Annotated in this window: 21 protein-coding genes and 1 pseudogene; 8 read left to right on the top strand and 14 right to left on the bottom strand. The window is 71.2% G+C overall.

The genetic code is table 11. From position 1 onward, the window contains the following. Positions 1-92: 92 nt before the first annotated feature. From uvrC to DA075_RS26560, 4 genes are all read left to right on the top strand, one after another. Positions 93-2,144 carry an excinuclease ABC subunit UvrC gene (gene uvrC, locus DA075_RS26575; protein ID WP_099955781.1) on the top strand — a complete coding sequence of 684 codons (2,052 nt, stop codon included), beginning with the start codon at positions 93-95 and terminating at the stop codon, positions 2,142-2,144. Between the two features lie 79 nt (positions 2,145-2,223). Next, a complete protein-coding gene (gene pgsA / locus DA075_RS26570) occupies positions 2,224-2,823 on the top strand; it encodes a CDP-diacylglycerol--glycerol-3-phosphate 3-phosphatidyltransferase (protein ID WP_099956825.1) in 600 nt (199 codons plus the stop codon). A 10-nt stretch (positions 2,824-2,833) separates the two neighbouring features. Further along, complete coding sequence (gene moaD / locus DA075_RS26565) at positions 2,834-3,085, top strand: molybdopterin converting factor subunit 1 (protein ID WP_099955780.1); 252 nt, start codon at positions 2,834-2,836, stop codon at positions 3,083-3,085. Between the two features lie 216 nt (positions 3,086-3,301). Then, positions 3,302-4,348 (top strand): DUF3616 domain-containing protein, encoded by a 1,047-nt coding sequence (locus DA075_RS26560; protein WP_099955779.1) that lies wholly within the window; start codon positions 3,302-3,304, stop codon positions 4,346-4,348. 10 nt (positions 4,349-4,358) lie between these two features. On the opposite strand, the gene DA075_RS26555 is transcribed toward DA075_RS26560, so the two are convergent. The 8 genes and pseudogenes from DA075_RS26555 to DA075_RS26520 form a co-directional block, all read right to left on the bottom strand. Then, positions 4,359-5,354 carry a metal ABC transporter solute-binding protein, Zn/Mn family gene (locus DA075_RS26555; protein ID WP_099955778.1) on the bottom strand — a complete coding sequence of 332 codons (996 nt, stop codon included), beginning with the start codon at positions 5,352-5,354 and terminating at the stop codon, positions 4,359-4,361. A gap of 269 nt (positions 5,355-5,623) precedes the next feature. Next, a pseudogene (locus DA075_RS26550) lies at positions 5,624-8,370 on the bottom strand (phosphoenolpyruvate carboxylase). Positions 8,371-8,467: 97 nt separating this feature from the next. After that, entirely contained in the window at positions 8,468-9,367 is a 900-nt protein-coding gene (sucD, locus tag DA075_RS26545; RefSeq protein WP_099955777.1) for a succinate--CoA ligase subunit alpha, read from the bottom strand. Between the two features lie 11 nt (positions 9,368-9,378). Continuing rightward, on the bottom strand, positions 9,379-10,548 hold the full coding sequence (locus DA075_RS26540; RefSeq protein WP_099955776.1) for a malate--CoA ligase subunit beta: 1,170 nt from the start codon (positions 10,546-10,548) through the stop codon (positions 9,379-9,381). Positions 10,549-10,678: 130 nt separating this feature from the next. Then, complete coding sequence (gene fchA / locus DA075_RS26535) at positions 10,679-11,308, bottom strand: methenyltetrahydrofolate cyclohydrolase (RefSeq protein WP_099955775.1); 630 nt, start codon at positions 11,306-11,308, stop codon at positions 10,679-10,681. Then, positions 11,308-12,168, bottom strand: a complete 861-nt coding sequence (locus tag DA075_RS26530; protein ID WP_414468074.1) for an NADP-dependent methylenetetrahydromethanopterin/methylenetetrahydrofolate dehydrogenase — start codon at positions 12,166-12,168, stop codon at positions 11,308-11,310. Before DA075_RS26530 ends, fchA begins: the two co-directional genes overlap by 1 nt. A gap of 94 nt (positions 12,169-12,262) precedes the next feature. Further along, positions 12,263-13,201 carry a D-2-hydroxyacid dehydrogenase gene (locus tag DA075_RS26525; RefSeq protein ID WP_099955773.1) on the bottom strand — a complete coding sequence of 313 codons (939 nt, stop codon included), beginning with the start codon at positions 13,199-13,201 and terminating at the stop codon, positions 12,263-12,265. 354 nt (positions 13,202-13,555) lie between these two features. Beyond that, entirely contained in the window at positions 13,556-14,746 is a 1,191-nt protein-coding gene (locus DA075_RS26520) for an aminotransferase class V-fold PLP-dependent enzyme (RefSeq protein WP_099955772.1), read from the bottom strand. Between the two features lie 454 nt (positions 14,747-15,200). Here DA075_RS26520 and DA075_RS26515 point away from each other — a divergent pair, with 454 nt between their 5' ends. The 4 genes from DA075_RS26515 (at position 15,201) to DA075_RS37725 (ending at position 16,682) form a co-directional block, all read left to right on the top strand. Then, complete coding sequence (locus DA075_RS26515) at positions 15,201-15,518, top strand: hypothetical protein (protein ID WP_232386753.1); 318 nt, start codon at positions 15,201-15,203, stop codon at positions 15,516-15,518. Positions 15,519-15,700: 182 nt separating this feature from the next. After that, positions 15,701-16,129, top strand: coding sequence for an IS1/IS1595 family N-terminal zinc-binding domain-containing protein (locus DA075_RS37205; protein ID WP_083461089.1), 429 nt, complete (start codon positions 15,701-15,703; stop codon positions 16,127-16,129). Next, the gene (locus DA075_RS37200; protein WP_053622179.1) at positions 16,081-16,404 is read left to right on the top strand and encodes an IS1 family transposase; all 324 of its coding nucleotides are present in this window, start codon (positions 16,081-16,083) and stop codon (positions 16,402-16,404) included. Before DA075_RS37205 ends, DA075_RS37200 begins: the two co-directional genes overlap by 49 nt. Positions 16,405-16,496: 92 nt before the next feature. Continuing rightward, on the top strand, positions 16,497-16,682 hold the full coding sequence (locus DA075_RS37725; protein WP_244936355.1) for a hypothetical protein: 186 nt from the start codon (positions 16,497-16,499) through the stop codon (positions 16,680-16,682). A gap of 33 nt (positions 16,683-16,715) precedes the next feature. On the opposite strand, the gene DA075_RS26500 is transcribed toward DA075_RS37725, so the two are convergent. The 6 genes from DA075_RS26500 to DA075_RS26475 form a co-directional block, all read right to left on the bottom strand. Continuing rightward, a complete protein-coding gene (locus DA075_RS26500) occupies positions 16,716-17,504 on the bottom strand; it encodes an ATP12 family chaperone protein (protein ID WP_099955771.1) in 789 nt (262 codons plus the stop codon). Positions 17,505-17,548: 44 nt separating this feature from the next. Continuing rightward, positions 17,549-18,211: an HAD-IA family hydrolase gene (locus tag DA075_RS26495; RefSeq protein WP_099955770.1), complete on the bottom strand. Its 663-nt coding sequence runs from the start codon at positions 18,209-18,211 to the stop codon at positions 17,549-17,551. 52 nt (positions 18,212-18,263) lie between these two features. Continuing rightward, positions 18,264-18,683: a hypothetical protein gene (locus tag DA075_RS26490; protein WP_099955769.1), complete on the bottom strand. Its 420-nt coding sequence runs from the start codon at positions 18,681-18,683 to the stop codon at positions 18,264-18,266. A 172-nt stretch (positions 18,684-18,855) separates the two neighbouring features. Beyond that, positions 18,856-20,319: an RluA family pseudouridine synthase gene (locus DA075_RS26485; RefSeq protein WP_099955768.1), complete on the bottom strand. Its 1,464-nt coding sequence runs from the start codon at positions 20,317-20,319 to the stop codon at positions 18,856-18,858. Between the two features lie 80 nt (positions 20,320-20,399). Further along, positions 20,400-21,230 carry a ParA family protein gene (locus tag DA075_RS26480; RefSeq protein ID WP_099955767.1) on the bottom strand — a complete coding sequence of 277 codons (831 nt, stop codon included), beginning with the start codon at positions 21,228-21,230 and terminating at the stop codon, positions 20,400-20,402. 104 nt (positions 21,231-21,334) lie between these two features. Next, positions 21,335-22,651: a replication-associated recombination protein A gene (locus DA075_RS26475; protein WP_099955766.1), complete on the bottom strand. Its 1,317-nt coding sequence runs from the start codon at positions 22,649-22,651 to the stop codon at positions 21,335-21,337. Between the last annotated feature and the right edge of the window lie 12 nt (positions 22,652-22,663).

Genomic DNA, 22,663 nt, shown 5'->3' with positions numbered 1-22,663 from the left:
GGCGCTCCTTCGCGGGCGCGGGGCTGAAGGGAGGCCTTTTAGCGCCCCGGCGCGGTCTTTCCAGCAGCGGGAAGGCCGCCTACATCGCCTGGATGAGCCGACAGCCTGGGAACGACGTGCCGCCCGACGCCCTCGACGCGATCGAGGACGACGACGAGGCGGTGGACGCCCTCGACACCGCCCCCGAGATCGACTTCGACCTCGATGCCGGCGCAGGCGCGATCCAGGCCGGCACCGCGGTGATCCGCCGGTTCTGGACCACCCTGCCGACCTCGCCGGGCGTCTACCGGATGTTCGACGCCAAGGGCGACGTGCTCTACGTCGGCAAGGCGAAGAACCTGAAGAACCGGGTCGGGTCCTACGCCCGCGGCCAGGCGCACACCAATCGCATCGCCCGGATGATCGCCGAGACGGCCTCGATGGAGTTCGTCACCACGGCGACCGAGACCGAGGCCTTGCTGCTGGAAGCGAACCTCATCAAGCAGCTGAAGCCCCGCTTCAACGTGCTGATGCGGGACGACAAGTCCCTGCCCTACATCCTGCTCACCGCGGATACCGACGCGCCGCAGCTCGTCAAGCATCGCGGGGCGCGACGCCGGGCCGGCCACTATTACGGCCCCTTCGCCAGCGTCTGGGCGGTGAACCGCACGGTCAACGCGCTGCAGCGCGCCTTCCTCCTGCGCTCCTGCTCCGACAGCTACTTCGAGAACCGCACCAGGCCCTGCCTGCTCTACCAGATCAAGCGCTGCTCGGGCCCTTGCACCAAGGAGATCTCGGTCGAGGATTACGCCGGCCTCGCCGCGGAGGCGCGGGGCTTTCTGTCCGGCAAGTCCAACGCCGTGAAGGAGCGCATGGCCGCCGAGATGCAGGCCGCCTCCGACGCCTGGGAGTTCGAGAAGGCGGCGCGCTACCGCGACCGCATCGCCGCGCTCGCCGCCATCCAGGGCGTGCAGGGCGTGAACACGCAAGGGATCGAGGAGGCCGACGTCTTCGCCCTCGACGAGCAGGCCGGCCAGTTCTGCATCGAGGTCTTCTTCTTCCGCAACTGGCAGAACTGGGGCAACCGGGCCTATTTCCCGAAGGCCGACCGCAGCATGACGCCGGCCGAGGTGCTGGCCTCGTTCCTGGCCCAGTTCTACGACGACAAGCCGGCGCCCCGGCTGGTGCTCACCTCGCACGAGATCGAGGATGCGGAGCTGCTGGCCGCTGCGCTTTCGACCCGGGGCGAGAACCGGGTCGAGATCCATTCCCCGAAACGCGGCGAACGGAAGAACCTCGTCGACTACGCCGCCCGCAACGCCCGCGAGGCGTTGGCCCGGCGCCTCGCCGACACCGCCTCGCAGGGCAAGCTCCTCGCCGCGCTCGGCACGTCGTTCGGGCTGGCCTCCGCGCCGCGGCGGATCGAGGTCTACGACAACTCGCACATCATGGGGACGAACGCGGTGGGCGCGATGATCGTCGCCGGGCCGACGGGCTTCATGAAGACCCATTACCGCACCTTCACCATCAAGTCCGAGGAGGTGAAGCCCGGCGACGATTACGGCATGATGCGCGAGGTGCTGCAGCGCCGCTTCGCCCGCCTGGTCAAGGAGCATCCCCGCACGAAGGCCGAGGCCGCGATCGCCGCCGCCGAGGGCGGGCCGCCGGAGCCGGAGCCCGCGCCCGATCCGGCCGACACCGACGTTTTTCCGGCCTGGCCCGACCTGGTGCTGATCGACGGCGGCCGGGGCCAGCTCGAGGCGGCCCGCAAGGCGCTCGACGAAGTCGGGGTGACCGACGTGCCGCTCGTCGGCATCGCCAAGGGGCGCGACCGGGATGCGGGGCGCGAGACCTTCTTCGTGCCCGGCCAGGCGCCCTTCCGCCTGCCGCCGCGGGACCCGACGCTCTACTTCGTCCAGCGCCTGCGCGACGAGGCCCACCGCTTCGCCATCGGGGCGCACCGGGCCAAGCGCAAGCGCGAGATGGTGCGAAACCCCCTCGACGAGATCCCGGGGGTGGGGCCGACCCGCAAGCGCGCCCTTTTGCACCATTTCGGGACGGTGAAGGCGATCCAGCGGGCGGCGCTGGAGGATCTCGCCAGAACGCCCGGCGTCAACGCCGCGACGGCCCGGGCGGTCTACGACTTCTTTCATGCCGATGCGTGACGAATCGCCGATGCGTGACGCCGAGTCCGGGCCGGGCTCGGTTGACGCCCCCTCCTCCCGCATGGTTTCACCGATGGCGATGAACGTGGTCGTACCCCGGCGCCGCTCGACGGCCCTGAACCTCGCCAACCTCCTGACCTACGGCCGTCTGGTCGCGGTCCCGGTGGTGGTGGCGCTGCTGTTCTGGCCACAGGACGACACGGCGCGCTGGATCGCCGTCGCGGTCTTCGTCGCCGCGGCGATCACCGACTATCTCGACGGCTATGTCGCCCGCACCTATTCCCAGAGCTCGGCGCTCGGGCGGATGCTCGACCCGATCGCCGACAAGCTCCTGGTCGCCGCGAGCCTGCTGATGCTCTGCGCCGACGGGACGATCCGCGGCTGGTCGCTCTGGGCCGCGATCGTGATCCTGTGCCGCGAGATCCTGGTCTCGGGCCTGCGCGAGTACCTGGCCGAGCTGAAGGTCGGCGTGCCGGTGAGCCGGGTCGCCAAGTGGAAGACGGCGGTGCAGCTCGTGGCCCTCGGCGTGCTGATCGCCGGCCCCGCCGGCGAGCGGGTGCTCCCCGGCAACGGCACCCTCGGGCTGATCCTGCTGTGGCTCGCCGCGGCACTGACCCTCTATACCGGCTACGACTACATGCGCTCCGGCATCCGCCACGTGATCGACGACGAGAGATGAGCAGCCCCCCATGAAGCTCGTCTACTTCGCCTGGGTCCGCGAGCGGATCGGCCGCCCCGAAGAGACCCTCGACCTGCCGCAGGAGGTGGCGACCGTCGCCGACCTCGTCGCCTGGCTGAGGGGCCGCGGTGAGGAATACGCCTACGCCTTCGAGACGGACGGCGTGGTCCGCGCCGCCGTCGACCGGGTCCATGCCAAGCCCGAGACGAGGCTTGCCGGCGCGAGCGAGGTGGCATTCTTCCCACCGATGACCGGGGGTTGAGGCGGTCAGCCTCGTCGGTCCACCCGTTCCAGTTTCAATTCATCCCACCCTGCGACCTCATCCCGAGGTGCCCGGCCGATCGGAGATCGGTTGGGCCTCGAAGGAGCCACCCGGAGTCACGCGGGTTTCTGGAGCCCACCTCCGAGGCTCGCTGACGCTTGCACCTCAGGATGAGATCGCGGGTGGGATCTCGAAACATCTCCGTGGGAGTTCCCGATGTCCCGCCCCCTGCCGCTCCTCGCGCTCCTGGCCTCGTCGCTGGCGGTCCCCGCCGCCTCGGCCGAGCCGGTGACGATCGGCCCGCTCATGGAGCATCGCGGGATGTGCGAGGCCTCGGGCGCGGTGCCCTATCCGCGCGGCAGCGTCAACGACCGGTTCCTGGTGGTCGACGACGAATCGACGGTGATGGGGCTCTACCGGGCCGGCGCCAGCGGTGACGCGCTGCCGCTGAGCGGCGCCGATCTCGCAGCCCATCTCGGTCTCACCCCCGAGGACCGCAAGGCCGACCTCGAATCCGCGACCTGGCTCGGATCCGACCTCTACGTGCTCGGGTCGCACAGCCGCCGGCACGGCGGCAAGCAGAGCCCGGGCCGCGGCCGCCTCGCCGCGCTGACGGTGACGGAATCGGGCGGCGTGACCAGCCTGACCCCCAAGGGCGGCACGGTCAGGGGACTGCCCCAGGCCTTCGCGGCCCTGTCGCCGCTCTTCGCGTCGCGGATCGGCCTCGACGTGCCGGCCCGGGACGACCTCGACCCCAAGCGCAAGGGTTTCAACATCGAGGGAATGGCGCCGCGGCCGGACGGGACGTCGCTCTGGCTCGGCCTGCGCAACCCGCTCGACACCGACGCGAACGCCCTGCTGGTGCCGCTGGAGAACCCGGCCGAGGCGGTCGCCGGCGCCGCCCCGCGCCTCGGCACCCCGGTCGCCCTGGACCTCAAGGGCCGCGGCATCCGCGACATCGCCTACGCCCCGGAGGCCAGGGCCTACCTGATCCTCGCGGGTGGCGCCGGCGGCGGGGGCGAGCCGTTCGACCTCTATCGCTGGTCGGGCGATCCGGCTGACAGGCCGGTCCGGGTCGAGGGCGCCGCCGCGGCCTTCGCGGGGATCCCGGATTTCCAGCCCGAGGCCCTGCTGGTCAGCCCGGCCGGCGACCGGATCCAGGTACTGAGCGACGACGGCGAGGCCCTGGGCTCCGACGGCAAGCCGTGCGAGGAGTCGCGGGACGGCAAGCGGTTCCGGAGCCTGACGCTCGACGTGAGGTGAGGCCAAGGCCTCACCCGCTCAGCGCCGCCACGAACTCCTTCACGTTGTGGCGGATCATCTCGAGATAGGTCGGGGCCGGGCCGCCGGGCTCGGACAGGGCGTCGGAGAAGACCCGGCCGCCCGCCCTGGCGCCGCTCTCGCGGGCGATCTGCTGCATCAGCCGCGGGTCGGAGATGTTTTCGAGAAACACCGCCGGGATCTTGTCGCGGCGGACCTGCCGCACGATGGCGGCGACGTCGCGGGCGGTGGCCTCGCTCTGGCTCGACACGCCCTGGGGGGCGAGGAAGCGCAGGCCGTAGGCCTTCGCGAAGTAGCCGAAGGCGTCGTGCGTGGTGACGATGCGCCGGCGCGCCTCCGGGATGCCGGCGATCGCCGTCCGCACCTCCGCGTCGAGGGCGTCGAGCTGCGCCAGATAGGCGGCCGCGTTGGCCTGGTAGGTCCCCGCTCCCTCGGGATCGACGCTCAGGAGGCCGTCACGGATCGTGGCGACGTAGCTCCTGGTGTTGGCGACGTTCTGCCAGGCATGGGGATCGGCGGCGTGGGCATGCCCGTGATCTTGGGAATGCCCCTGATCATGACCGTGACCGCCGCCCTCGTCCTCCTCCTCGATCGGGACGATGTCCTTTGCGGCGACGACGACCGTGGCCTTGGTGCCCGAGGCCTTGATCAGCCGGTCGATCCAGCCCTCGAAGCCGAGACCGTTGACCACCACGAGCCGGGCGGCGGCCACGGCCTGCGCGTCGGCCGGGGCCGGCACGAAGCTGTGCGCATCGCCGTTCGGCCCGACCAGGGTGGTGACGGCGACCCGCGAACCCCCGACCTGGCGCACAAGATCGCCGAGGATCGAGAAGGTCGCCACGACCCGGACAGGCTCCTGCCGGACAAGCTCCTGCCGGACGGGCTCCTGCGCCCGCGCCGGGGCGATCCAGGCGAGCCCCATGGAGGCCAGGCTCAAGAAGGCCAGGCTCAAGGCCAGCAGCAGCGTCCCGATCCTCAGCCTGCCCATCACACGCATTCCTCGCTCGATGACGGGCCTCACCTAGGCCGAAGCGAGAGAGAATGCAACAATGTTACATCCATGAGGGGCCGAGACTCTGCCGGCGAGTTAACCTGGGTCGAAGACAGGCCGCCGGGGCCGGTCCAGGGTCGCGCCCGTCACGCCGTTCCTGCCGCTCCCGCTCGGACGGTGTCACCGGCGGGCCGGACCATCATGCGCGAGCGGGATGCCCCGGCCCGCTGCTCTCCTGCCTCTCCCGACCGTCGGGCGGCCCTGCCTCACCCCGTCGCCCCGAACCCGGTGGCGACGCAGTTGATCGACAGGAGCAGGGCCGATTTCAGCGCCTCTCGCGCCGTCGCGTCGGTCTCGGTGCGGAAGCGGCGCAGGAGGTTCACCTGCTCGCGGCTGACCTGGTTGAGCACCGGCAGCCGCTCGGCGAGCCGGCCGCGATAGAGCGGGAAGCGTTCGGCGAGGGTGCGTGCGCCGCTCACCTCCAGGGCCATCGCGCAGGTGAGCCGGTACTCGGCCTCGATCATCGCGAAGACCGCCTCCCGGGCGCCCTCGTCCGGGCACAAGCCGGCGAAGTCGCGGGCGATGGCGAGATCGACGGTGAGCAGGGTCTTCTCGACCTCGTCCATGATCAGGCGGAAGAGGGGTGAATCCTCGAACATCCGCCGCAGCAGCGCCCGGCCGGCCTCGCCCCGCACGTCGAGGAAGCTCTTCAAGCCGCTGCCGACCCCGTACCAGCCGGTGATGCCGTGCCGGTTCTGGCTCCAGGCGAAGACCCAGGGAATCGCCCGCAGGTCGGCGAGGCTACGGGCTCCGAAGCGGCGGGCCGGGCGCGAGCCGATATTGAGGAGCGCGATCTCGTCGAGCGGGCTCGCGGCGCCGAAATAGGTCACGAGGTCGGGATGCGTCAGGAGCCGGGCATAGGCCGCCCGCGACGCGCCCGACAGCGCCTCCATCGCGTCGTCGAATTCCGGGTTCGCCGCCGGAATCCCGGGGGCCGCCCCGTCGAGGGCGTGGGCCAGCACGGCGGAGGCCAGAAGCTCCATCTGGTAGGCGGCGGTGCCGCGGTTGGCGTACTTGAACGACACCACCTCGCCCTGCTCGGTGGTGCGGAACCGGCCGCGGATCGAGCCCGGCGGCTGGGCGGCGATGGCCCGGGCGGTGGGCGCGCCGCCACGGCTCACCGAGCCGCCGCGGCCGTGGAAGAAGGCGATGCCGATCCCCGCCTGCTCGCCGACCTGGGTCAGCAGCCGCTGCGCCTTGGCCAGTTCCCAGTTCGAGGCGACGAAGCCGCCATCCTTGTTCGAATCGGAGTAGCCGATCATCACCTCCTGCACCCCGCCCTGCTGGCGGGCGGAGCGGCGCACCACCGGCACCTTGAGCAGCGCCCGCATGATCGCCGGGGCGGCGCGCAGGTCGTCGATGGTCTCGAACAGCGGCACGATCGGCAGCGGGCAGACCTCGATACCCGCCGCGTCGAGGAACACGCCGGCCTGCTTGGCCAGCAGATAGCCGCCCAGGATGTCGGGCACCGAATGGGTCATCGACAGCACGAAGGCGCCGAAGGCCTCGCGGTCGAGGCTGCCGCGCATCTCCGCCACCAGCCGGAAGGTCGAGAGCGTCTCCCGCGCCTCCTCGGGCAGGCCGGAGAGGTCGGGCAGGCCATCGAGGGGACGGGCCAGCTCGGTCTCGAGCCACCCGGTCCAGGCCGGGGCGTCAACGTCCGGCGGCTCGCCTTCATTCCGCTGGCGCCACAGCGCCTGGAGCGCCCGCGTCGTGCGGGTGGTGTTCTCGCGGATGTCGAGCCGCACGGTCGAGAAGCGGAAGATCTCGACCATCCGGCGCACCGGCCGCACCCGGTTGGCGGTGAGCGAGGGGCAGCCCGCGGCGGAGAGGCCCTCCTCCAGCGCGCGCAGGTCGGCGATCAGCGCGTCGGCATCGGCGTAACCGGGACCCACGGGCCCAGTCCCGGGCTCCTCCTCCAATCCGGTGATCGTCGCGTCGAGGCGCCGGCTCAGGCAGGTCAGGAACTGCCGGTAGGGCTCGCCGGGATTGCGCCGCGCGATCTCGTCCCCGTCCGGCTGGAGCGCGAGCTGGTCCTTGAGCGCCGCCGCGAAGGCCTCGGCCACCGGCAGGGCGCGGGCGCTGATCGAGAGGGTGCGGGCGAGCCCGCCGATCCCGTCGCGGTAGCGCCGGAGGCTCGCCAGCGCGTTGCGCCGCAGGTGCGCCGCGTCACCTCGGCGGTGACGAAGGGGTTGCCGTCCCGGTCACCGCCGATCCAGGAGCCGAACTGGAAGAAGGCCGGCACCTCGAACCGGGCACCCGGATAGGCGCTCGCCAGCGCCTCCTCGAGCGAGTTCAGGGTCTCGGGCAGCATCTCGAACAGGGTCTCGTCGAAGAAGTGCAGCCCCCAGGCGACCTCTCGGTCGACGGTCGGCTTCTCGAGATGCAATTCGCCGGTCATCCAGACCAGCTCGATCTCGTCGCGCAGGTCGTCCATCAGGGCGTGACGCTCGCGCTCGGTCCAGCGCGGCATCTCCAGCTCCTTCAGGATCAGGTAGATGCGCCGGAATTTTTCCAGCACCGTGACCCGCTTGGCCTCGGTCGGGTGCGCCGTCAGGGTCGGGCGCACCCGCAATGAAGTCAGGAGTTCGTGCACGGTCCCGGCCGGCACGCCCTGCGCGGCGGCCCGCGCCAGGACGGCGCTGAACGAGTTCTTCAGCCGGTCGCGCCCCGCATTGCGCTCGACGTGGCGCCGCCGGCGCATGGCGGTGTTCTGCTCGGCGATCGCGATCAGCTGGAACCAGATGCCCTGGACCTGCAGGGCGCGGGCGGTCAGTTCCGGCGACAGCCCGGCGATGTCCGCCTGCCCGCGCAAGACCGCTTCCAGCTCCGGCTGGTGGCGCCGGCAGACATCCACCAGCGAGCGGAACAGCACGTCGAGGGCGACGCGATCCTCGGTGCCGGTGATGAGCGGCGGGACGAAGGGCGTGTCGGGGACGGGAGTGTGGATCATCGGGGGCTCCCCGTGGGGATCGAGGGAGGGATTGTCGATGCGCGCGGCCTCCCCTCTCCCGTGTGGGAGAGGGGATCCAGCGCTGAAGCGCGGCCGTTCACGCCGCCTTGCGGCGCTCCGCCATCACCTGCGCCATGGTGGTGCCGAAGGCGCCGGGGCTGGGGGCCACGGTGAGGCCGAAGGAGCGCATGATCTCGGCCTTCTCGGCGGCGCTGTCGCCGGCGGCCGAGATGATCGCGCCGGCATGGCCCATCTTGCGGCCCTTGGGCGCCGTGAGCCCGGCGACGAAGCCGACCACGGGCTTCCTCATGTTCCGCTGGATCCAGGCCGCGGCTTCCGCCTCCTGCGGGCCGCCGATCTCGCCGATCATCAGCACCGCCGCGGTGTCGGGGTCCGCCTCGAACAGGGCGAGATGGTCGAGGAAGGACGAGCCGTTGATCGGGTCGCCGCCGATGCCGACCGAGGTCGAGATGCCGAGGCCCACCGCCTTCATCTGCGCCGCGGCCTCGTAGCCGAGCGTGCCGGAGCGGGAGATCACGCCGATATTGCCCTTGAGGTAGATGTGGCCCGGCATGATGCCGAGCATCGCCTTGCCGGGCGAGATGATGCCGGCGCAGTTCGGCCCCACCACCATCGGCCGGCGCTCCTTCGGGTAGCGCCGCAGGTAGCGCTTGACCCGCATCATGTCCTGGGCGGGAATCCCGTCGGTGATCGAGCAGATCAGCCGGATGCCGGCATCCGCCGCCTCCATGATGGCGTCGGCCGCGAAGGGCGGAGCCACGAAGGTGATGCTGGCCTCGGCGCCCGTCTCCTGCACCGCCTGGCGCACCGTGTCGAAGACCGGCACGCCGTGCTCGGTGCGGCCGCTCTTGCCCGGGGTGACGCCGGCCACCACCCGCGAGCCGTACTCGATCATCTCGCGAGCGTGGAAGCTGCCCTTGTCCCCGGTGATGCCCTGAACCAGGATCCGGGTCGTCTCGTCGATCAGGATGCTCATCGGACAGGTCCTCAGTTCTTGGTGCGGATGGCGGCCACCGCCTTCTCGGCGGCCTCCGTCAGGGTGTCGGCGGTGATGAGGTCGAGGCCGCTCTTCTCCAGGATTGCCTTGCCGGCCTCGACGTTGGTGCCGGCCAGCCGCACCACCAGCGGCACGCCGATCTTCACCTCGCGGGCGGCCTGGACCACGCCCTCGGCGATCCAGTCGCAGCGGTTGATGCCGGCAAAAATGTTGACCAGGATCGCCCGCACGTTCGGGTCGGAGAGGACGAGGCGGAAGGCCGTCGCGACCCTTTGCGGCGAGGCGCCGCCGCCGACATCGAGGAAGTTCGCCGGCTCGCCGCCGGCATGCTTGATCATGTCCATCGTCGCCATGGCGAGGCCGGCGCCGTTGACGATGCAGCCGATCTCGCCGTCGAGGCCAATATAGTTCAGGTTGTGCTCGGCGGCCTGTGCCTCGCGCGGGTCGCTCTGCGAGGGATCGTGCATGTCCGCGATATTGCGGCGCCGGAACAGCGCGTTGTCGTCGAACGACATTTTGGCGTCCAGCGCCAGAACCCGGTCGTCGCGCGTGACGACCAGCGGGTTGATCTCCAGCATGACGGCGTCGCAATCGCGGAACGCGCGGTAGGCGCTCATGATCGTCTTCACGGCGGCGCCGACCTGCTTGATGTTGAGGCCGAGGCGGAAGGCCAGCTCGCGCGCCTCGAAGGGCTGGAGGCCGACCGCCGGCTCCACCACCACCTGCAGCAGCGCCTCCGGGTCGGTCGCGGCGATCTCCTCGATGTCCATGCCGCCGGCCTTGGAGGCCACGACCCGCACCCGCTCGACCTTCCGGTCGAGGACGATGCCGAGATACAATTCGCGCTCGAACGGGTCGGCGGTCTCGATATAGACCCGCTGCACCGGCTTGCCCTCGGGGCCGGTCTGCTGCGTGACGAGGCGCCGCCCGAGGAGGTCGGTCGCGGCGTCGCGGACCTCGTGGGTGGTGCGGCAGAGCCGGATGCCGCCGGCCTTGCCGCGGGCGCCGGCATGGATCTGCGCCTTCACTGCCCAGTGCCCGCCGCCGAGTTCCGTGGCGGCGTAGACTGCCTGGTCCGGGCTGAACGCCACGGCCCCCTTCGGGATCGGCACGCCGAAGCTCGCGAGCAGCTCCTTGGCCTGGTACTCGTGCACGTCCATGGCGTCCTCCTGGATGTTTGGCAAAGGCTTCCCGTTCCGGGCGCGAGGGGGTTCCTCGCGCCCGGCCGAAAAAGCTCGGTGCGTTGCTTCGACTGTTCGGCCCGATCAGTTCATCGGGTCCGGCCGACCGTCAGGTCAGCTTCGACTTCACCAGGCCGTAGACCCGCTCGGTCAGGGCGTCGGCCCCGTCCAGCGCTCGGGCGAGGTCGGCGAGGCGGCCTTCCGCGAAGGTCCGGTCCTCGATGGCCTTGGCGTTGACGTAGACGTTGAGGGCGGCGCTGCGCAGGCCGGCCTGGGCGGCCAGCACCGCGACGCCCGCATCGCTGACGACGTTGAGGTTGCCGCGCTCGGCGATCCCCTCGCAGAGGTCGATCACCGCCCGGCAGGTCTTCGCGCAGGCGAGCGGCACGTCGGTGGCAAGCCTCAAGGCATCCTGGATCGCGGCGGCGCGTGCCGCCTTCTCGTCGTCGGTCGCCTTGGGCATCCCGTAGGCGCCCATCACCGCGTTGAAGGCGCTGACATCCTCGGCGATCATGCCGGTCAGCTCGGCCCGTAGGGCTTCCGCACGGTCGCGGATCGCGATCATCTCGCCCTCGACCTCGGCGTACTTCTTCTTGCCGATGGTGAGGTTGCAGACCATCGAGACCAGGGCGGCCCCCATGGCGCCGGAGATCGCCGCCGCGCCGCCGCCGCCGGGGGTCGGCCGCTCACTCGCCAGCGCGTCGAGGAAGCCCGGGATCGTGTCCTCGGAATGCGCCATCACGCCATCTCTTTCGCAAGCGCGTAGATCTCTTCCGCGTCGAGGACCAGTTCGGTGCTCTCGAACAGCTTGGCGACGCAGGCGCGATGCAGCTTGAGCTTCAAGCCCCCGATGCCGAGGGCCCCGAACACGGTCTTGCCGTGGCGGTCCTTGCCCTTGTCGGTCGCCTCGATCCCGCCGAAGCCCAGCGGCGGCTGAGCGTTGTAATCGGCCAGGAAGGCGAGGTCCCGGGCACCCTGCCACTGCGCTTGCGCGACGAGTTCCAGCCCGATCGCGCCAGCCGAGAACGCCACGTCAGCGTCGGCGACGGCCGCCCCACGGGATTCGGCATCCGGGGTCTCGATCGCCCGGATCGTGACCTTGAAGCGGGCCTCGATGGCCTTGGCGGCCTCCTCGGCCTTGGCGAGCTGGCGCCCGGCGAGGGTCACGGCGGCGCCCTCCTTGGCGAGGAGCGCCGCCGAGCGCATGCCGACCGGGCCGGTGCCGGCGAGCACCACGGCGCGCTTGCCCTGGAGCGAGCCCGCCGCCTTGGCGACGAGGGCGACGCCCGCCGCCGCGGTGGTGTTCGAGCCGTTGGAATCGAGCATGCACGAGACCCGGAACGGGCCGAAGAAGCGCTTGCGGACAGCCTTGAACACCGCCTCGCCGGCCGCCATGCTGCCGCCGCCGACGAAGATCGCGGTCGATTTCTTCTCCGATCCGCCGCGGGTGTAGATCGTGCCGTCGACGAGCGCCCCGACATTGTCCGGCGTGACATTGGCATAGCCGGTGATGATGTCGGCGCCGCCATCGTAACCCACCACCGTGTCGAACACGCTGGGCATCGGGTCGGTGTCGAACTGGAACAGGAGTTTCTTCATCGTCATCCTTTCCGCCGCGGGGCATCCAAGGGGCGTCCAAGCCCGCGCGGGGCATCCTTCGGGTCGCGGGAGCGGGTTAGCGCCCCCTCCCGCGCTACTCCACCACGTTTTGCGGCCGGCCGGCCACGAAGGCCTCGATGTTGTCGACGAGCTGGTCGGCCAGGATCTGCATGGCCTGCCTGCTCGCCCAGGCGACGTGGGGGGTGATGATGAGGTTCGGCAGGTCGAGGGCGAGGAGCGGGTTGTCGTCCCGCGGCGGCTCGCTGGTCAGCACGTCGAAGCCGGCGCCGCCGATCGTCCCGGCTGTCAGCGCCTCGGCGAGCGCCGCCTCGTCGACGAGGCCGCCGCGGGCGGTGTTGATGAGGATGGCGTCGCGCTTCATCCGCGCCAGCTCGTCCCGGCCGATCATGTTGCGGGTTTCCGGCGTCAGCGGGGCGTGCAGGGTGATGACGTCGCTCTCGCGGAGGATCGTGTCGAGGTCGACGAGGCCTGCTTGAGGCATCACGTCGTAGGCGAGCACCCGCATGCCGAGCGCTTCCGCCCGCTGGCCGATCGACTTGCCGAGCGCGCCGTAGCCGACGATGCCGAGGGTCGAGCCGGCCACGTCCCGGATCGGGTAGTCGAAGTAGCAGAAGTGCCGTGCCCGCCCCCAGTCGCCGCGCCGGACCGAGTTGGCGTAAGGTACGATCGCCCGGCGCAAGGCGAAGATCAGACCGATCACGTGCTCAGGCACGGTGTTGAAGGCGTAATTGCGGACATTGACGACCGTGATGCCGCGCGCCTTGGCGGCAGCCTTGTCGACCACGTCGGTGCCGGTCGCGGCGACCGCGATCAGCTTCAGGTCCGGCAGCTGGGCAAGGGTCTCCTCCCGCATCGGCACCTTGTTGATGATGGCGATGTCGGCGCCCTTGAGCCGCGCCACGATCTCCCCGGGGGCCGTCACGGCGTGCTCGACGTAATCGTGCGGGAAGCTCGGGCGCCGTAAGCAGGCATCCAGGGTCTCGCGGTCGAGGAAGACGATGCGGTGGGACATGTCGGTCTCCGGCGCCCCGGTGCGGCGGGGCATGGCGCGGCAGAATGGCACGGAGGGTGGGGATGTGGCAGCCGGTCTAACGGCTGGCCCGGGATGCCCCCTGCCCGCGGGCAGCAGGACTATGCGGGGGAAGGAGTGGCGCGGGCCCCCCAAGTGGGAGAGGCGCCGAGGGTGAGGGTGGCTCGGGTTCAGGAGAAACGGCCAAGTGTCGAGCCGCGCAGCTCGACAGTTCGAGCTATATTCGGAAGCGCGCCACCCTCACCCCTACCCCTCTGCCACTCGGCAGAGGGGATCCCGCGACGCTCATTTGTCTATCAGCCCTGCCATCCGCGGGGAGAGGAGCAGGCTTACGCCTCACGCCTCCACCCGCGTCTCCCGAAAATGCTCCTGCGCCGCCGCGACGCCGCTGCCGGGCTCGATCCGGATGCCGGCATCCCGCATCGCCATCTCGCAGCCTGAGAGGGCGCCGAGCAGCATCAGCTCGTTGAGGTCGCCGAGATGGCCGATGCGGAAGAGCTTGCCCGCCACCTGCGACAGGCCGGCCCCGAGGGCGAGGTTGTAGCGGCGATAGGCGAGGCTGATGACCTCGGCGCCGTTGATCCCCTCCGGCACCATCACGGCGCTCACCGTGTCGGAGTGCCACTTCGCCTCCTTGGCACACAGGGTCAGACCCCAGGCCCGCACCGCCGCGCGGGCGCCGTCGGCCAGCCGCCGGTGGCGGGCGAAGACCTGCTCCAGCCCTTCCTCCTCCAGGCAGCGCAGGGCCTCGCGCAGGCCGTAGAGCAGCGGCAGCGGCGGCGTGTAGGGGAAGTAGCCGGTGGCGTTGGCCTTCTGTTGGTCGGCGAACTCGAAATAGGCGCGGCGGCACTCGGCGGTCTTGGCGGCCTCCAGCGCCCGCTTGCTGGCGCAGACGATGCCGAGGCCGGCGGGCAGCATCAGCCCCTTCTGCGAGCCGGTGATGGCGCAGTCGACGCCCCATTCGTCGGCCCGGAAGTCGATGCTGCCGATCGACGAGACGCCGTCGACATAGAGCATGGCCGGGTGGCCCGCCGCGTCGATCGCCCGGCGCACCGCGCCGATATCGGAGGTGACGCCGGTGGCGGTCTCGTTGTGGACCACCAGCACGGCCTTGATCCGGTGCTCGCGGTCGGCCCGCAGGGCCTCCTCGATCCGCGCCGGATCGGCGCCGCGGCCCCATTCCTCATCCTGGATCGCGACGTCGAGGCCGACCCGCTGGGCGAGGTCGATCCACAGGGTGCTGAACTGGCCGAAGCGCGGCGCCAGCACCCGGTCGCCGGGGGAGAGGGTATTGGTGAGCGCCGCTTCCCAGGCGCCGGTGCCGCTCGACGGGAACAGGAAGACCTGGCCGTCGCGGGACTTGAAGATCTTCTTCGTCTCCTCGAACAGCGGCAGGACCAGTTCGGGGAAGACGGGCGAGCGATGATCCTCCATCGGCACGATCATCGCGCGCTGGACCCGCTCCGGCACGTTGGTCGGGCCCGGAACGAAGAGGAAGTTGCGTCCCGGGCGTCTCGATCCAGCCATGATGTCTCCTCCGGCCCTGCGGGCTGACCTGATCCGGACGTTGCCTCGTCCGGTGTCGTGGCATCGGGTCCGCGCCGCCGGCCGCCGCGGGGGGCGCCGGCCAGATCCCGTTTCGGGTCGGCGCGGGCGCGGTGATCGCAAGGCCAGGCGGCGGCTCGTCGCCGCCCGCTGCCCCGGATCGCCGTGTCGGGAGCGACTATGCGGGTGCCCGAGCGGCAAGGAAAACTGAAAAAACTGAGCCTGACCTTCAAAAATTTGAAACGCAGCCGGAGAGCTTGGCCGAAAGGAGTAGGCGGCTGCGCCTTCCGCCGCACAGCCTAATCTAGGCTATGCCGTATCGGCAGTATTGCTTAGAAATTCTGCCAACATTATCGAATGTGATCAGCGGTTCCGATCACGGCGGATATGCATCGGCCCCAAGATGCAACGGGTCGGACCCGGGGGGAGACTACCAATGACCGCGAGCAGCGTGGGCTCAGGGTTCACACGCGCATGGCCGCGCACGGTGCGGCGCTGGCCGACCTACAACCTGTTCCGCCGGCGCGAGGAGCCGGATCTGGTCTGTGCCGTGCCGAACGACTTCCCGGTGCCGGCCTTCGTCACCGGCGAGGCCTGGACGTATGCGGGCAGCATCGACGCTCCGTCCGAGGCGCCGCCCGGCTTCCTGGCCGAGGTGGCGGAACGCGGCGCCGAGACCTGCGGCTTCCATCTGTTCCATCAGCTGCCGGCTGCCGCAGCGGCACGCGAGGAGGGATGGCGGGCGGCCGGATAAGCTTTTTTCGGAGAACCGGGGCCGGGGTCTGCGCATTGTCTTGGCAAGAAATGCCGCGGCAGGATCTGCCCCGCACCGGAGACCTCGAGATGCTTCTCAAGACCGTCATCGCGGCCGGAGGGTTTTAGGGCTGCATAGATGACCTATCTTCCTCGCCGAGCGCATTCGGCGGGAGGTGGGTCATGGGTCTGCAGTGCAAGCGTTGTGGCAGTGAGGAGCACGTCAAAAATGGGCTGATGCGCTCCAAGCAGCGGTATCGGTGCAAGGCCTGTGGCCTGAACTTCACCGACACGCCCGCCCGCGGCAAGCCGCTGGCCATGAAGGCCACCGCGGTCCTGCTGTATGTCAGCGGCTTGTCGATGAACCGCACCGCCAAGCTGCTCGGTGTCTCGACACCGACGATCCAGGCTTGGCTGGAGCAGTTCGCCGCCGCCTACGCGCACAAGCCCGAGCCGGAAGGCCGGGCGGTGGTGATCGAGCTTGATGAGATGTGGCACTATGTGAAAAAAAGTCCGAGCCGCTCTGGATCTGGAAAGCTTGGGATCGTGCTTCAGGGCAGTTGGTGGACTGGGAATGCGGCGGTCGTGACAAGGCCACCTGCGAGCGCCTGATCCAACGGCTGCAGCGCTGGCGCACCCGGCTCTACTGCACGGACGCCTACGCTGCCTACACCGCGCTGTTGCCGATCGGGCAGCACTATACGGGCAAGGACGAGACCCACAGCATCGAGCGGGACAACGCCCGGCAGCGGCATTGGCTCGCCCGCTTTCGACGCCGCTCAATCGTGGTCTCGAAAGCCAAGCGCATGGTGGACGTCAGCCTCGCCCTCTTCGCCCGTTTCGCCGGAAACTGCAGGATCAGCGACCTGCTCTCTATGCTAACCTAAAACCCTCCGCGGCCGGCCTCGTTCTGGCCGGCTCCGCCGCCGCCCGCGCCGAGGGCACCAGCCTCGACCAGGCCGGCATCCCGGCCCTCGACGTGCCGGGCTTCTCGGAGCGCGTGCCGGCCGGCATGCCGCTCTTCGCCGCCCTGCCCCACATGGCGCCCGGCGCCGAGGTGGATGTGCGCGGCATCGAGACCAGCGGCCTCGTCGCCTTCGGACCGTCCGTGCCGCAGATGGTCGACCCGAACGCCGACATTGCGACCGGCTCGCTGAAGAAGTGAGCGGCGCCGCCGGGGCGGCCCCGCCCCGGCCCGTCAGGCGCTGAGGCTCGCGATCCGCGCCGCGGCCTCGAACTCCGCCCGCCGCCGTGCGAGGCGGTCCTCGGCTTCCGCATCCCGGCCCCAGACCTCTGCCTGGAAGGTCTCGTCGACATGGGCGGCGGCCCAGGCCTCCTGCGGCGTCAGGCGGCCATGAAGGACAGCGAGGGCGATCAGCAGCGAGCCGGTCAGGGTCGTCATCGAGTGCAGGCCCGCGAGGGCGGTGGGGCTCTCCACCGTCTCGACGGCGCGGCGGATCGCGGCGAGGGACTCGGCCGGCTGGGTGACGTGCATCACCCCCTCGCTCAGGATGAACCGGGCGCCGAGGATGTCGCGCGCCCAGTCGAGCACCGGATCCCAGGCCGCGCCCTGCGCCGCCACGAGCCGGGCCGGGTCGCCGGCCCGGTAGACGACGAGATCGGTACCCGCATAGGCCGCAAGGTCGTCGACCACCGCCTCGCGCCTGTCGGCCACCCCGTCGAGGGCCGAATTGACGAGGCGGGTGAGGGGCATCCGCGCCGGGTCGATGAACTCGCCCTGCGCGCCCCACTCCTCCGCCAGGGCCTCGGCGATGGCCGCCTGCGGCACCGCGAGGCGGCGGCGGGCGGGGGTCAGGGCCGGGCGGCCGTCGAGGACGAGGCGGTGGCCGTCCTCCGCCTGCGCGACGCCGGCCTCCTTGTAGAAGCGCTTCGGCAGCGCGGGCTTCGCCGATTGGCGGGCAGCGCGGACCGGATCGGGCTGTGGCTCCGGATCCCCGAGCCAGTCACGGGTCACGTCGTTGGTCATGGGCTTGAAGATAGGGCTCCGGGCTGCCGGTTGCGAGACGGTCGTCAGGCCGCCGCGATCCGCTCGAACAGAGCGGATTCGAGTTCCGAAAAGCTGTCCATCACCGCGTGCGCGCCGGCCGTCCGCAATGCCTCGGGCGTGTGGTACCCCCAGGCGACGCCGAGCGCGGAGACCTGGGCGCCCCGCGCCATCACCATGTCGTAGGTCGAATCGCCGATCATCACCGTCTCCGCCGGCGCGGCACCGGTCTCGGCCATCGCCTGTTCGAGCATCGCCGGGTGCGGCTTCGAGGGGGCGTCGTCGGCGGTCTGCACCGTCGAGAACCAGCCCTCCCAGCCGTGGAGGGCGACGAGGTGGTCGACGCCGCGGCGGGACTTGCCGGTGGCGATGCCGAGCTGCACCGCCGGCTCGCGGTTGAGGCGGGCGAGCAGGGCGGCGGCGCCGGGAAACAGCGTCTCGCGGATCTCGGCCCGGGCGCGCAGCCGGCCGAAGGCCTGCTTGTAGGCCTCCGACAGGGCCACCACCGGGCCGTCGGCCCCGACCAGGGCGGTGAAGGCCTGCGGCAGCGACAGCCCGACCACCGACAGCGAGCGCTCCCGCGTCGGCGCCGGCAGCCCGACCGCCGCGAAGGCCTCGGCTTGCGCCGCCACGATCATGTGCTGGCTGTCGACGAGGGTGCCGTCGACGTCGAAGACGATCAGGATCATGAGAGTTCGGGCCGCCTCGCTGTCGTGCCGGACGCGGCCCGGGCGAGGCCCGTCAGGGCTTGGCGCGGGCCGGCTGGCCCGGCTGGATCCGCTCATAGCCCAGGCGACAGCGGATCAGGAAGCGTCGCCGCGCGCCGCCCTTCAGGCTGCGCCGCTGCGAGGCACGGTTGCAGGCGGCGTAGCTCGGGCGGCGGCGGCGGGGCGTCGCCGCGCGCTCGGGCGTGGCCGGCCTGGCCGTCGACGCTCCCCCGTCGGCGGGAGCCGCGCGGCCCTCCGGGTGGCGCCCGTCCGGACGGACCGAAGCGGGCTTGCCGTCCGGGCGGGCGGCCGGCGCCGCCGGCGTGGTCGCCGGCGCCGGTGCGGGGGGCGAGGCGGTGGGGGCAGACGGTGTCGGGGCGGGCTGAGCCTGCACCGTCCCGGCGCAGGCGAGGAATCCGATCAGGCCGAGGCTGGCGAGCGCGGCGGGTCTCATCTGGCTTGTCTCACTCCCGGATGGGCCGCTTAAGCCCGCGCTGGTGCCGTGGTCGCGGCGGCCCGTCTTGAGAATAAGGCGCGCGGGCGTCCTGCCAAGGGTTCGGTTCCCGAGGGTTCGGTTCCCTTGGGTCCGGCCTCCGACGACCAGTCGAGGCCGGCCGGCCGCCGTATCACGCCTCCGGCGCCTCGACGATCGGGTCGTAGCGGGCGGCGTCGAAGCCGAGCAGGTTCCAGCTCTGCGCCATATGGGGCGGGAGCGGCGCCGTCACGTCGATCGGCTTGGCGGTGCGCGGATGCGGGATGACGATGCGGCGGGCGAGCAGGTGCAGGCGGTTCTGCAGCCCGCCGGGCAGCTCCCAGTTCTCGATGTCGAAATACTTGGGGTCGCCGACCAGCGGATGGCCGATATGCGCCGCGTGGGCCCGCAGCTGGTGGGTGCGGCCGGTGACCGGCTTCAGCGACAGCCAGGCGAGCTTCTGCCCGGCCTGGTCGACCACCGCGTAATAGGTCAGCGCGTGGCTCGCCCCCTCGTCGCCGTGCTTGGCGACCCGCATGCGGGCATCCGCATCGCCGATCTCCTCCTTGGCGAGGTAGGTCGAGATCCGGCCCTGGCGCACCTTCGGCACCCCGGCGGCGAGGGCCCAGTAGATCTTGCGCGCCGCCCGCGACCGGAAGGTCTTGGCCAGCGTCGCGGCGGCGAGCCGGGTCTTGGCGATGATCAGGCAGCCCGCCGTGTCCTTGTCGAGACGGTGGACGAGGCGCGGCTTCTGGCCGTCCTTGTCGCGCATCGCCTCCAGGAGGCCGTCGACGTGGCGGGTGGTGCCCGAGCCGCCCTGCACCGCGAGGCCGAAGGGCTTGTTGAGCACCATCATGTCCTGGTCCTCGTAGAGGATCAGGGAGCGCAGGAAGGCGAGGTCCCCTTCCGCCCGGGGCGAGTTCGGGGCCGGCGGGCGGGCCTCCAGGCTCAGGGGCGGCACGCGGACGCTGGCGCCGGGCTCGACCCGGTCGGCGGCCTTGGCACGCTTGCCGTTCACGCGCAATTCGCCCTTGCGCACCAGGCTCTGGATGCGGGTGAAGGGCAGCTGCGGGAACCTGGCCGAGAGGAAGCGGTCGATCCGCATCCCGGCCTCGTCCGGCGTCACCTCCAGGGTCTGCACCCCGGTGGCCAATGCCTCGGCGGTCGCCTCGCGCAGGGCCCGGCGGGTCGGGGCTTTGGGCTCCGCGGGCCCGCGGCTCCGCGGCGCCTCGGAATCCTGGCGCTCGTCGCGGCGCGGCCGGGCCGGCGGACGGCCCTCGGGGGGCTTACGGGAGGCGGGCCTTTCGGCCCGTTCCGCCGCACCGGCGCGCGGCCGTTCGGATTTCGAGCGTTCGGATTTCGGCTTGGCCGGGGATCCGGCGGGCGCGCGGCTCGGCGCCTCGTCCCGCTCCCAGGGCGCGGCGTCGCTCATGTCGCGGCCGAAGCTCGCGCGGGAGGGGCTCGCACGAGAGGAGATGGCCAGGCCGGCGGCGCGCTCGGCGGCGTCGCGGGCGGTGTTGCGCGGTCCGGTGCGGGCCCGCAGCGGGCGGCCGGAGGCGGGTCCGCCCGGGCCAGTCCGCGACCGCCCGGAACCGCCGCGAGAGGGAGGCTTCGTCATGCGGCGGCTCGTAGCACCCACAGCCTTCCCCGTCACGTCCAGCGGCTCACGAGCGGTGCGTCATCTCCGACGGATCCAGGTCATCTCCAGGAGACCCCGCGCGAGAAACCTTCCGTCCGTCCGTAGGCGGGCTCCGCGAAGGCGGCGACGCAGTCGATGCCGAAGCGCTGCACCAGATCGTCGGCGAGGCCGGAGAAATCCTCCGTGGCGCGGGCCCGGGGGCGGATGCGCCGCACCGGCTGGCGCAGGGCGAAGGCCTCGCTCACCGCCACGTCGGTGCGCACGCCCCGCACCATCTGGCCCGGGCCGAAGGCGGTGCGGAGCGTCCCCAGGGTCTCCCGCTCGACATTGGTGCGCAGGTCGATGCGCATCGGCGCGATGGCGAGGCCCAGGGGCGCGGCCCGGAACCGCAGCATCGTGTCATGGTAGGAGCGGGCGAACTGTCGCACGCCCTCGAGGCCGAGCGGATCGAGGGTGGTGGGGATGACCACGCCGTCGCTCGCCATCAGGGCGCAGACCGTCAGCGCCGCCGCCGCCGGCGGCACGTCGATCAGGACCAGGTCGTAGACGTGGCACAGAGGCGTCAGGGCGTTGGCGAAGCAGCGGATGTCGCTGGTGCCGAGCTGCCCGTCGAAGCCCCGGTCGGCCGGCACCAGCCACACATTGTCCTCGTCGGTGGCCTGGACGGCCCCGTCAAGGCGGGCCCCTGGCCGCAGAAGCGGCGTGTGGGCGTTGGGCGAGCCGAGCCGAGCCATGACCCCGAGGCCCAAGCCCGAATGGCCCTGCGGGTCGAGGTCGACCACCAGGACGCGGTAGCCCCGGGCGCCGAGCTCGGCCGCGAGATTGACGGCGGAGGTCGTCTTGCCGGTGCCGCCCTTGCAATTGGCGATAGAGAGGATTCGCGCGGTCATCCTGCCGGGCCATGCGGGAGGGAGAGATTCTGTCTCATTCCCACAGGCTGACTTAAGGGAGAGTGGCGCGTCAACGCCTATCCGTCAGGTCGTTCACATAACCGTCACGAATCTTCCCCAGCGCGCTCGCGGCGCCTCACCTCCCACCAATCCAGCCGCTCGGCGACGCGACGCTCGAAACCCCGGTCGGTCGGAGTATAGAAGCGTTGCCTGCCCAAGCGTTCCGGCCAGTAATCCTGGCCCGAGAAGGCGTCGGGCTCGTCGTGGTCGTAGCGGTAGCCTTCGCCGTAGCCGAGCTTGCGCATCAGCTTGGTCGGCGCATTGAGGATGGTGCGGGGCGGCGGCAGCGAGCCGTGCTCCTTGGCGGTGCGGGTCGCGGCCTTGTAGGCCGTGTAGAGGGCGTTCGATTTCGGCGCGGTGGCGAGGTAGACCGCCGCCTGCGCCAGGGCCAGCTCCCCCTCCGGCGAGCCGAGGAAATCGAAGGCCTCCTTGGCGGCGTTCGCCACCGCCAGGGCCTGCGGGTCGGCGAGACCGATATCCTCGACCGCCGCCCGCACCAGCCGGCGGGCGATGAACAGCCGGTCCTCGCCGGCGTCCAGCATCCGGCAGAGATAGTACAGGGCGGCGTCCGGGTCCGAGCCGCGGATCGTCTTGTGCAGGGCGCTGATGAGGTTGTAGTGGCCCTCCTGCGCCTTGTCGTAGACGGGGGCGCGGCGCTGGATCAGCTCCTGCAGGAGGGCGGCATCCAGGGTCTCGTCCGGCCCGACCGACCGCCAGACCTCCTCGGCGAGGGTGAGCGCCGCCCGCCCGTCGCCGTCGGCCATCCGCACCAGCACGGCGCGGGCCTCCTCGTCGAGGGGCAGCGGCCGGCCGGTCACCGTCTCGGCGCGGTCGAGGAGCTTGGCGACCGCCGCCTCGTCGAGGGCGCGGAAGACCAGCACCCGGGCGCGGGAGAGGAGCGCGGCGTTCAGCTCGAAGGACGGGTTCTCGGTGGTGGCGCCGACGAGCGTGACCGTGCCGTCCTCGACCACCGGCAGGAAGGCGTCGAGCTGGGCGCGGTTGAAACGGTGGATCTCGTCGACGAAGAGCAGCGTGCCCCGCCCCGCCGCCCGCCGCGCGCGGGCCGCTTCGAACACCTTCCGGAGTTCCGCGACGCCGGAGAAGATCGCCGAGATCTGCTCGAAATGCAGGTCGGTCTCGCCGGCGAGGAGCCGCGCCGCCGTGGTCTTGCCGGTGCCGGGCGGTCCCCACAGGATCAGCGAGCCGAGGTTGCGCCCGCGCAGGAGCCGGGTCAGCGCACCGCCATCCCCGGTCAGGTGCTCCTGCCCGACCACCTCGGCGAGGCTTGTCGGCCGCAAGAGATCGGCGAGGGGACGGGGCGCGTCGCGGTCGAGGCCGGCGGAGGCGAACAGGTCGGACATGGCCGCATCAAC

This window comes from Methylobacterium currus, assembly GCF_003058325.1.
GTDB lineage: Bacteria > Pseudomonadota > Alphaproteobacteria > Rhizobiales > Beijerinckiaceae > Methylobacterium > Methylobacterium currus.
The sequence above is the reverse complement of the archived record's forward strand: the minus strand, read 5'-3'. Positions and strand labels throughout refer to the sequence as shown.

Coding starts and splice junctions, on each gene's coding strand:
- uvrC (WP_099955781.1), top strand. CDS start 93: ATGAGCCGACAGCCTGGGAACGACGTGCCGCCCGACGCCCTCGACGCG.
- pgsA (WP_099956825.1), top strand. CDS start 2,224: ATGAACGTGGTCGTACCCCGGCGCCGCTCGACGGCCCTGAACCTCGCC.
- moaD (WP_099955780.1), top strand. CDS start 2,834: ATGAAGCTCGTCTACTTCGCCTGGGTCCGCGAGCGGATCGGCCGCCCC.
- DA075_RS26560 (WP_099955779.1), top strand. CDS start 3,302: ATGTCCCGCCCCCTGCCGCTCCTCGCGCTCCTGGCCTCGTCGCTGGCG.
- DA075_RS26555 (WP_099955778.1), bottom strand. CDS start 5,354: ATGGGCAGGCTGAGGATCGGGACGCTGCTGCTGGCCTTGAGCCTGGCC.
- sucD (WP_099955777.1), bottom strand. CDS start 9,367: ATGAGCATCCTGATCGACGAGACGACCCGGATCCTGGTTCAGGGCATC.
- DA075_RS26540 (WP_099955776.1), bottom strand. CDS start 10,548: ATGGACGTGCACGAGTACCAGGCCAAGGAGCTGCTCGCGAGCTTCGGC.
- fchA (WP_099955775.1), bottom strand. CDS start 11,308: ATGGCGCATTCCGAGGACACGATCCCGGGCTTCCTCGACGCGCTGGCG.
- DA075_RS26530 (WP_414468074.1), bottom strand. CDS start 12,168: ATGAAGAAACTCCTGTTCCAGTTCGACACCGACCCGATGCCCAGCGTG.
- DA075_RS26525 (WP_099955773.1), bottom strand. CDS start 13,201: ATGTCCCACCGCATCGTCTTCCTCGACCGCGAGACCCTGGATGCCTGC.
- DA075_RS26520 (WP_099955772.1), bottom strand. CDS start 14,746: ATGGCTGGATCGAGACGCCCGGGACGCAACTTCCTCTTCGTTCCGGGC.
- DA075_RS26515 (WP_232386753.1), top strand. CDS start 15,201: ATGACCGCGAGCAGCGTGGGCTCAGGGTTCACACGCGCATGGCCGCGC.
- DA075_RS37205 (WP_083461089.1), top strand. CDS start 15,701: ATGGGTCTGCAGTGCAAGCGTTGTGGCAGTGAGGAGCACGTCAAAAAT.
- DA075_RS26500 (WP_099955771.1), bottom strand. CDS start 17,504: ATGACCAACGACGTGACCCGTGACTGGCTCGGGGATCCGGAGCCACAG.
- DA075_RS26495 (WP_099955770.1), bottom strand. CDS start 18,211: ATGATCCTGATCGTCTTCGACGTCGACGGCACCCTCGTCGACAGCCAG.
- DA075_RS26490 (WP_099955769.1), bottom strand. CDS start 18,683: ATGAGACCCGCCGCGCTCGCCAGCCTCGGCCTGATCGGATTCCTCGCC.
- DA075_RS26485 (WP_099955768.1), bottom strand. CDS start 20,319: ATGACGAAGCCTCCCTCTCGCGGCGGTTCCGGGCGGTCGCGGACTGGC.
- DA075_RS26480 (WP_099955767.1), bottom strand. CDS start 21,230: ATGACCGCGCGAATCCTCTCTATCGCCAATTGCAAGGGCGGCACCGGC.
- DA075_RS26475 (WP_099955766.1), bottom strand. CDS start 22,651: ATGTCCGACCTGTTCGCCTCCGCCGGCCTCGACCGCGACGCGCCCCGT.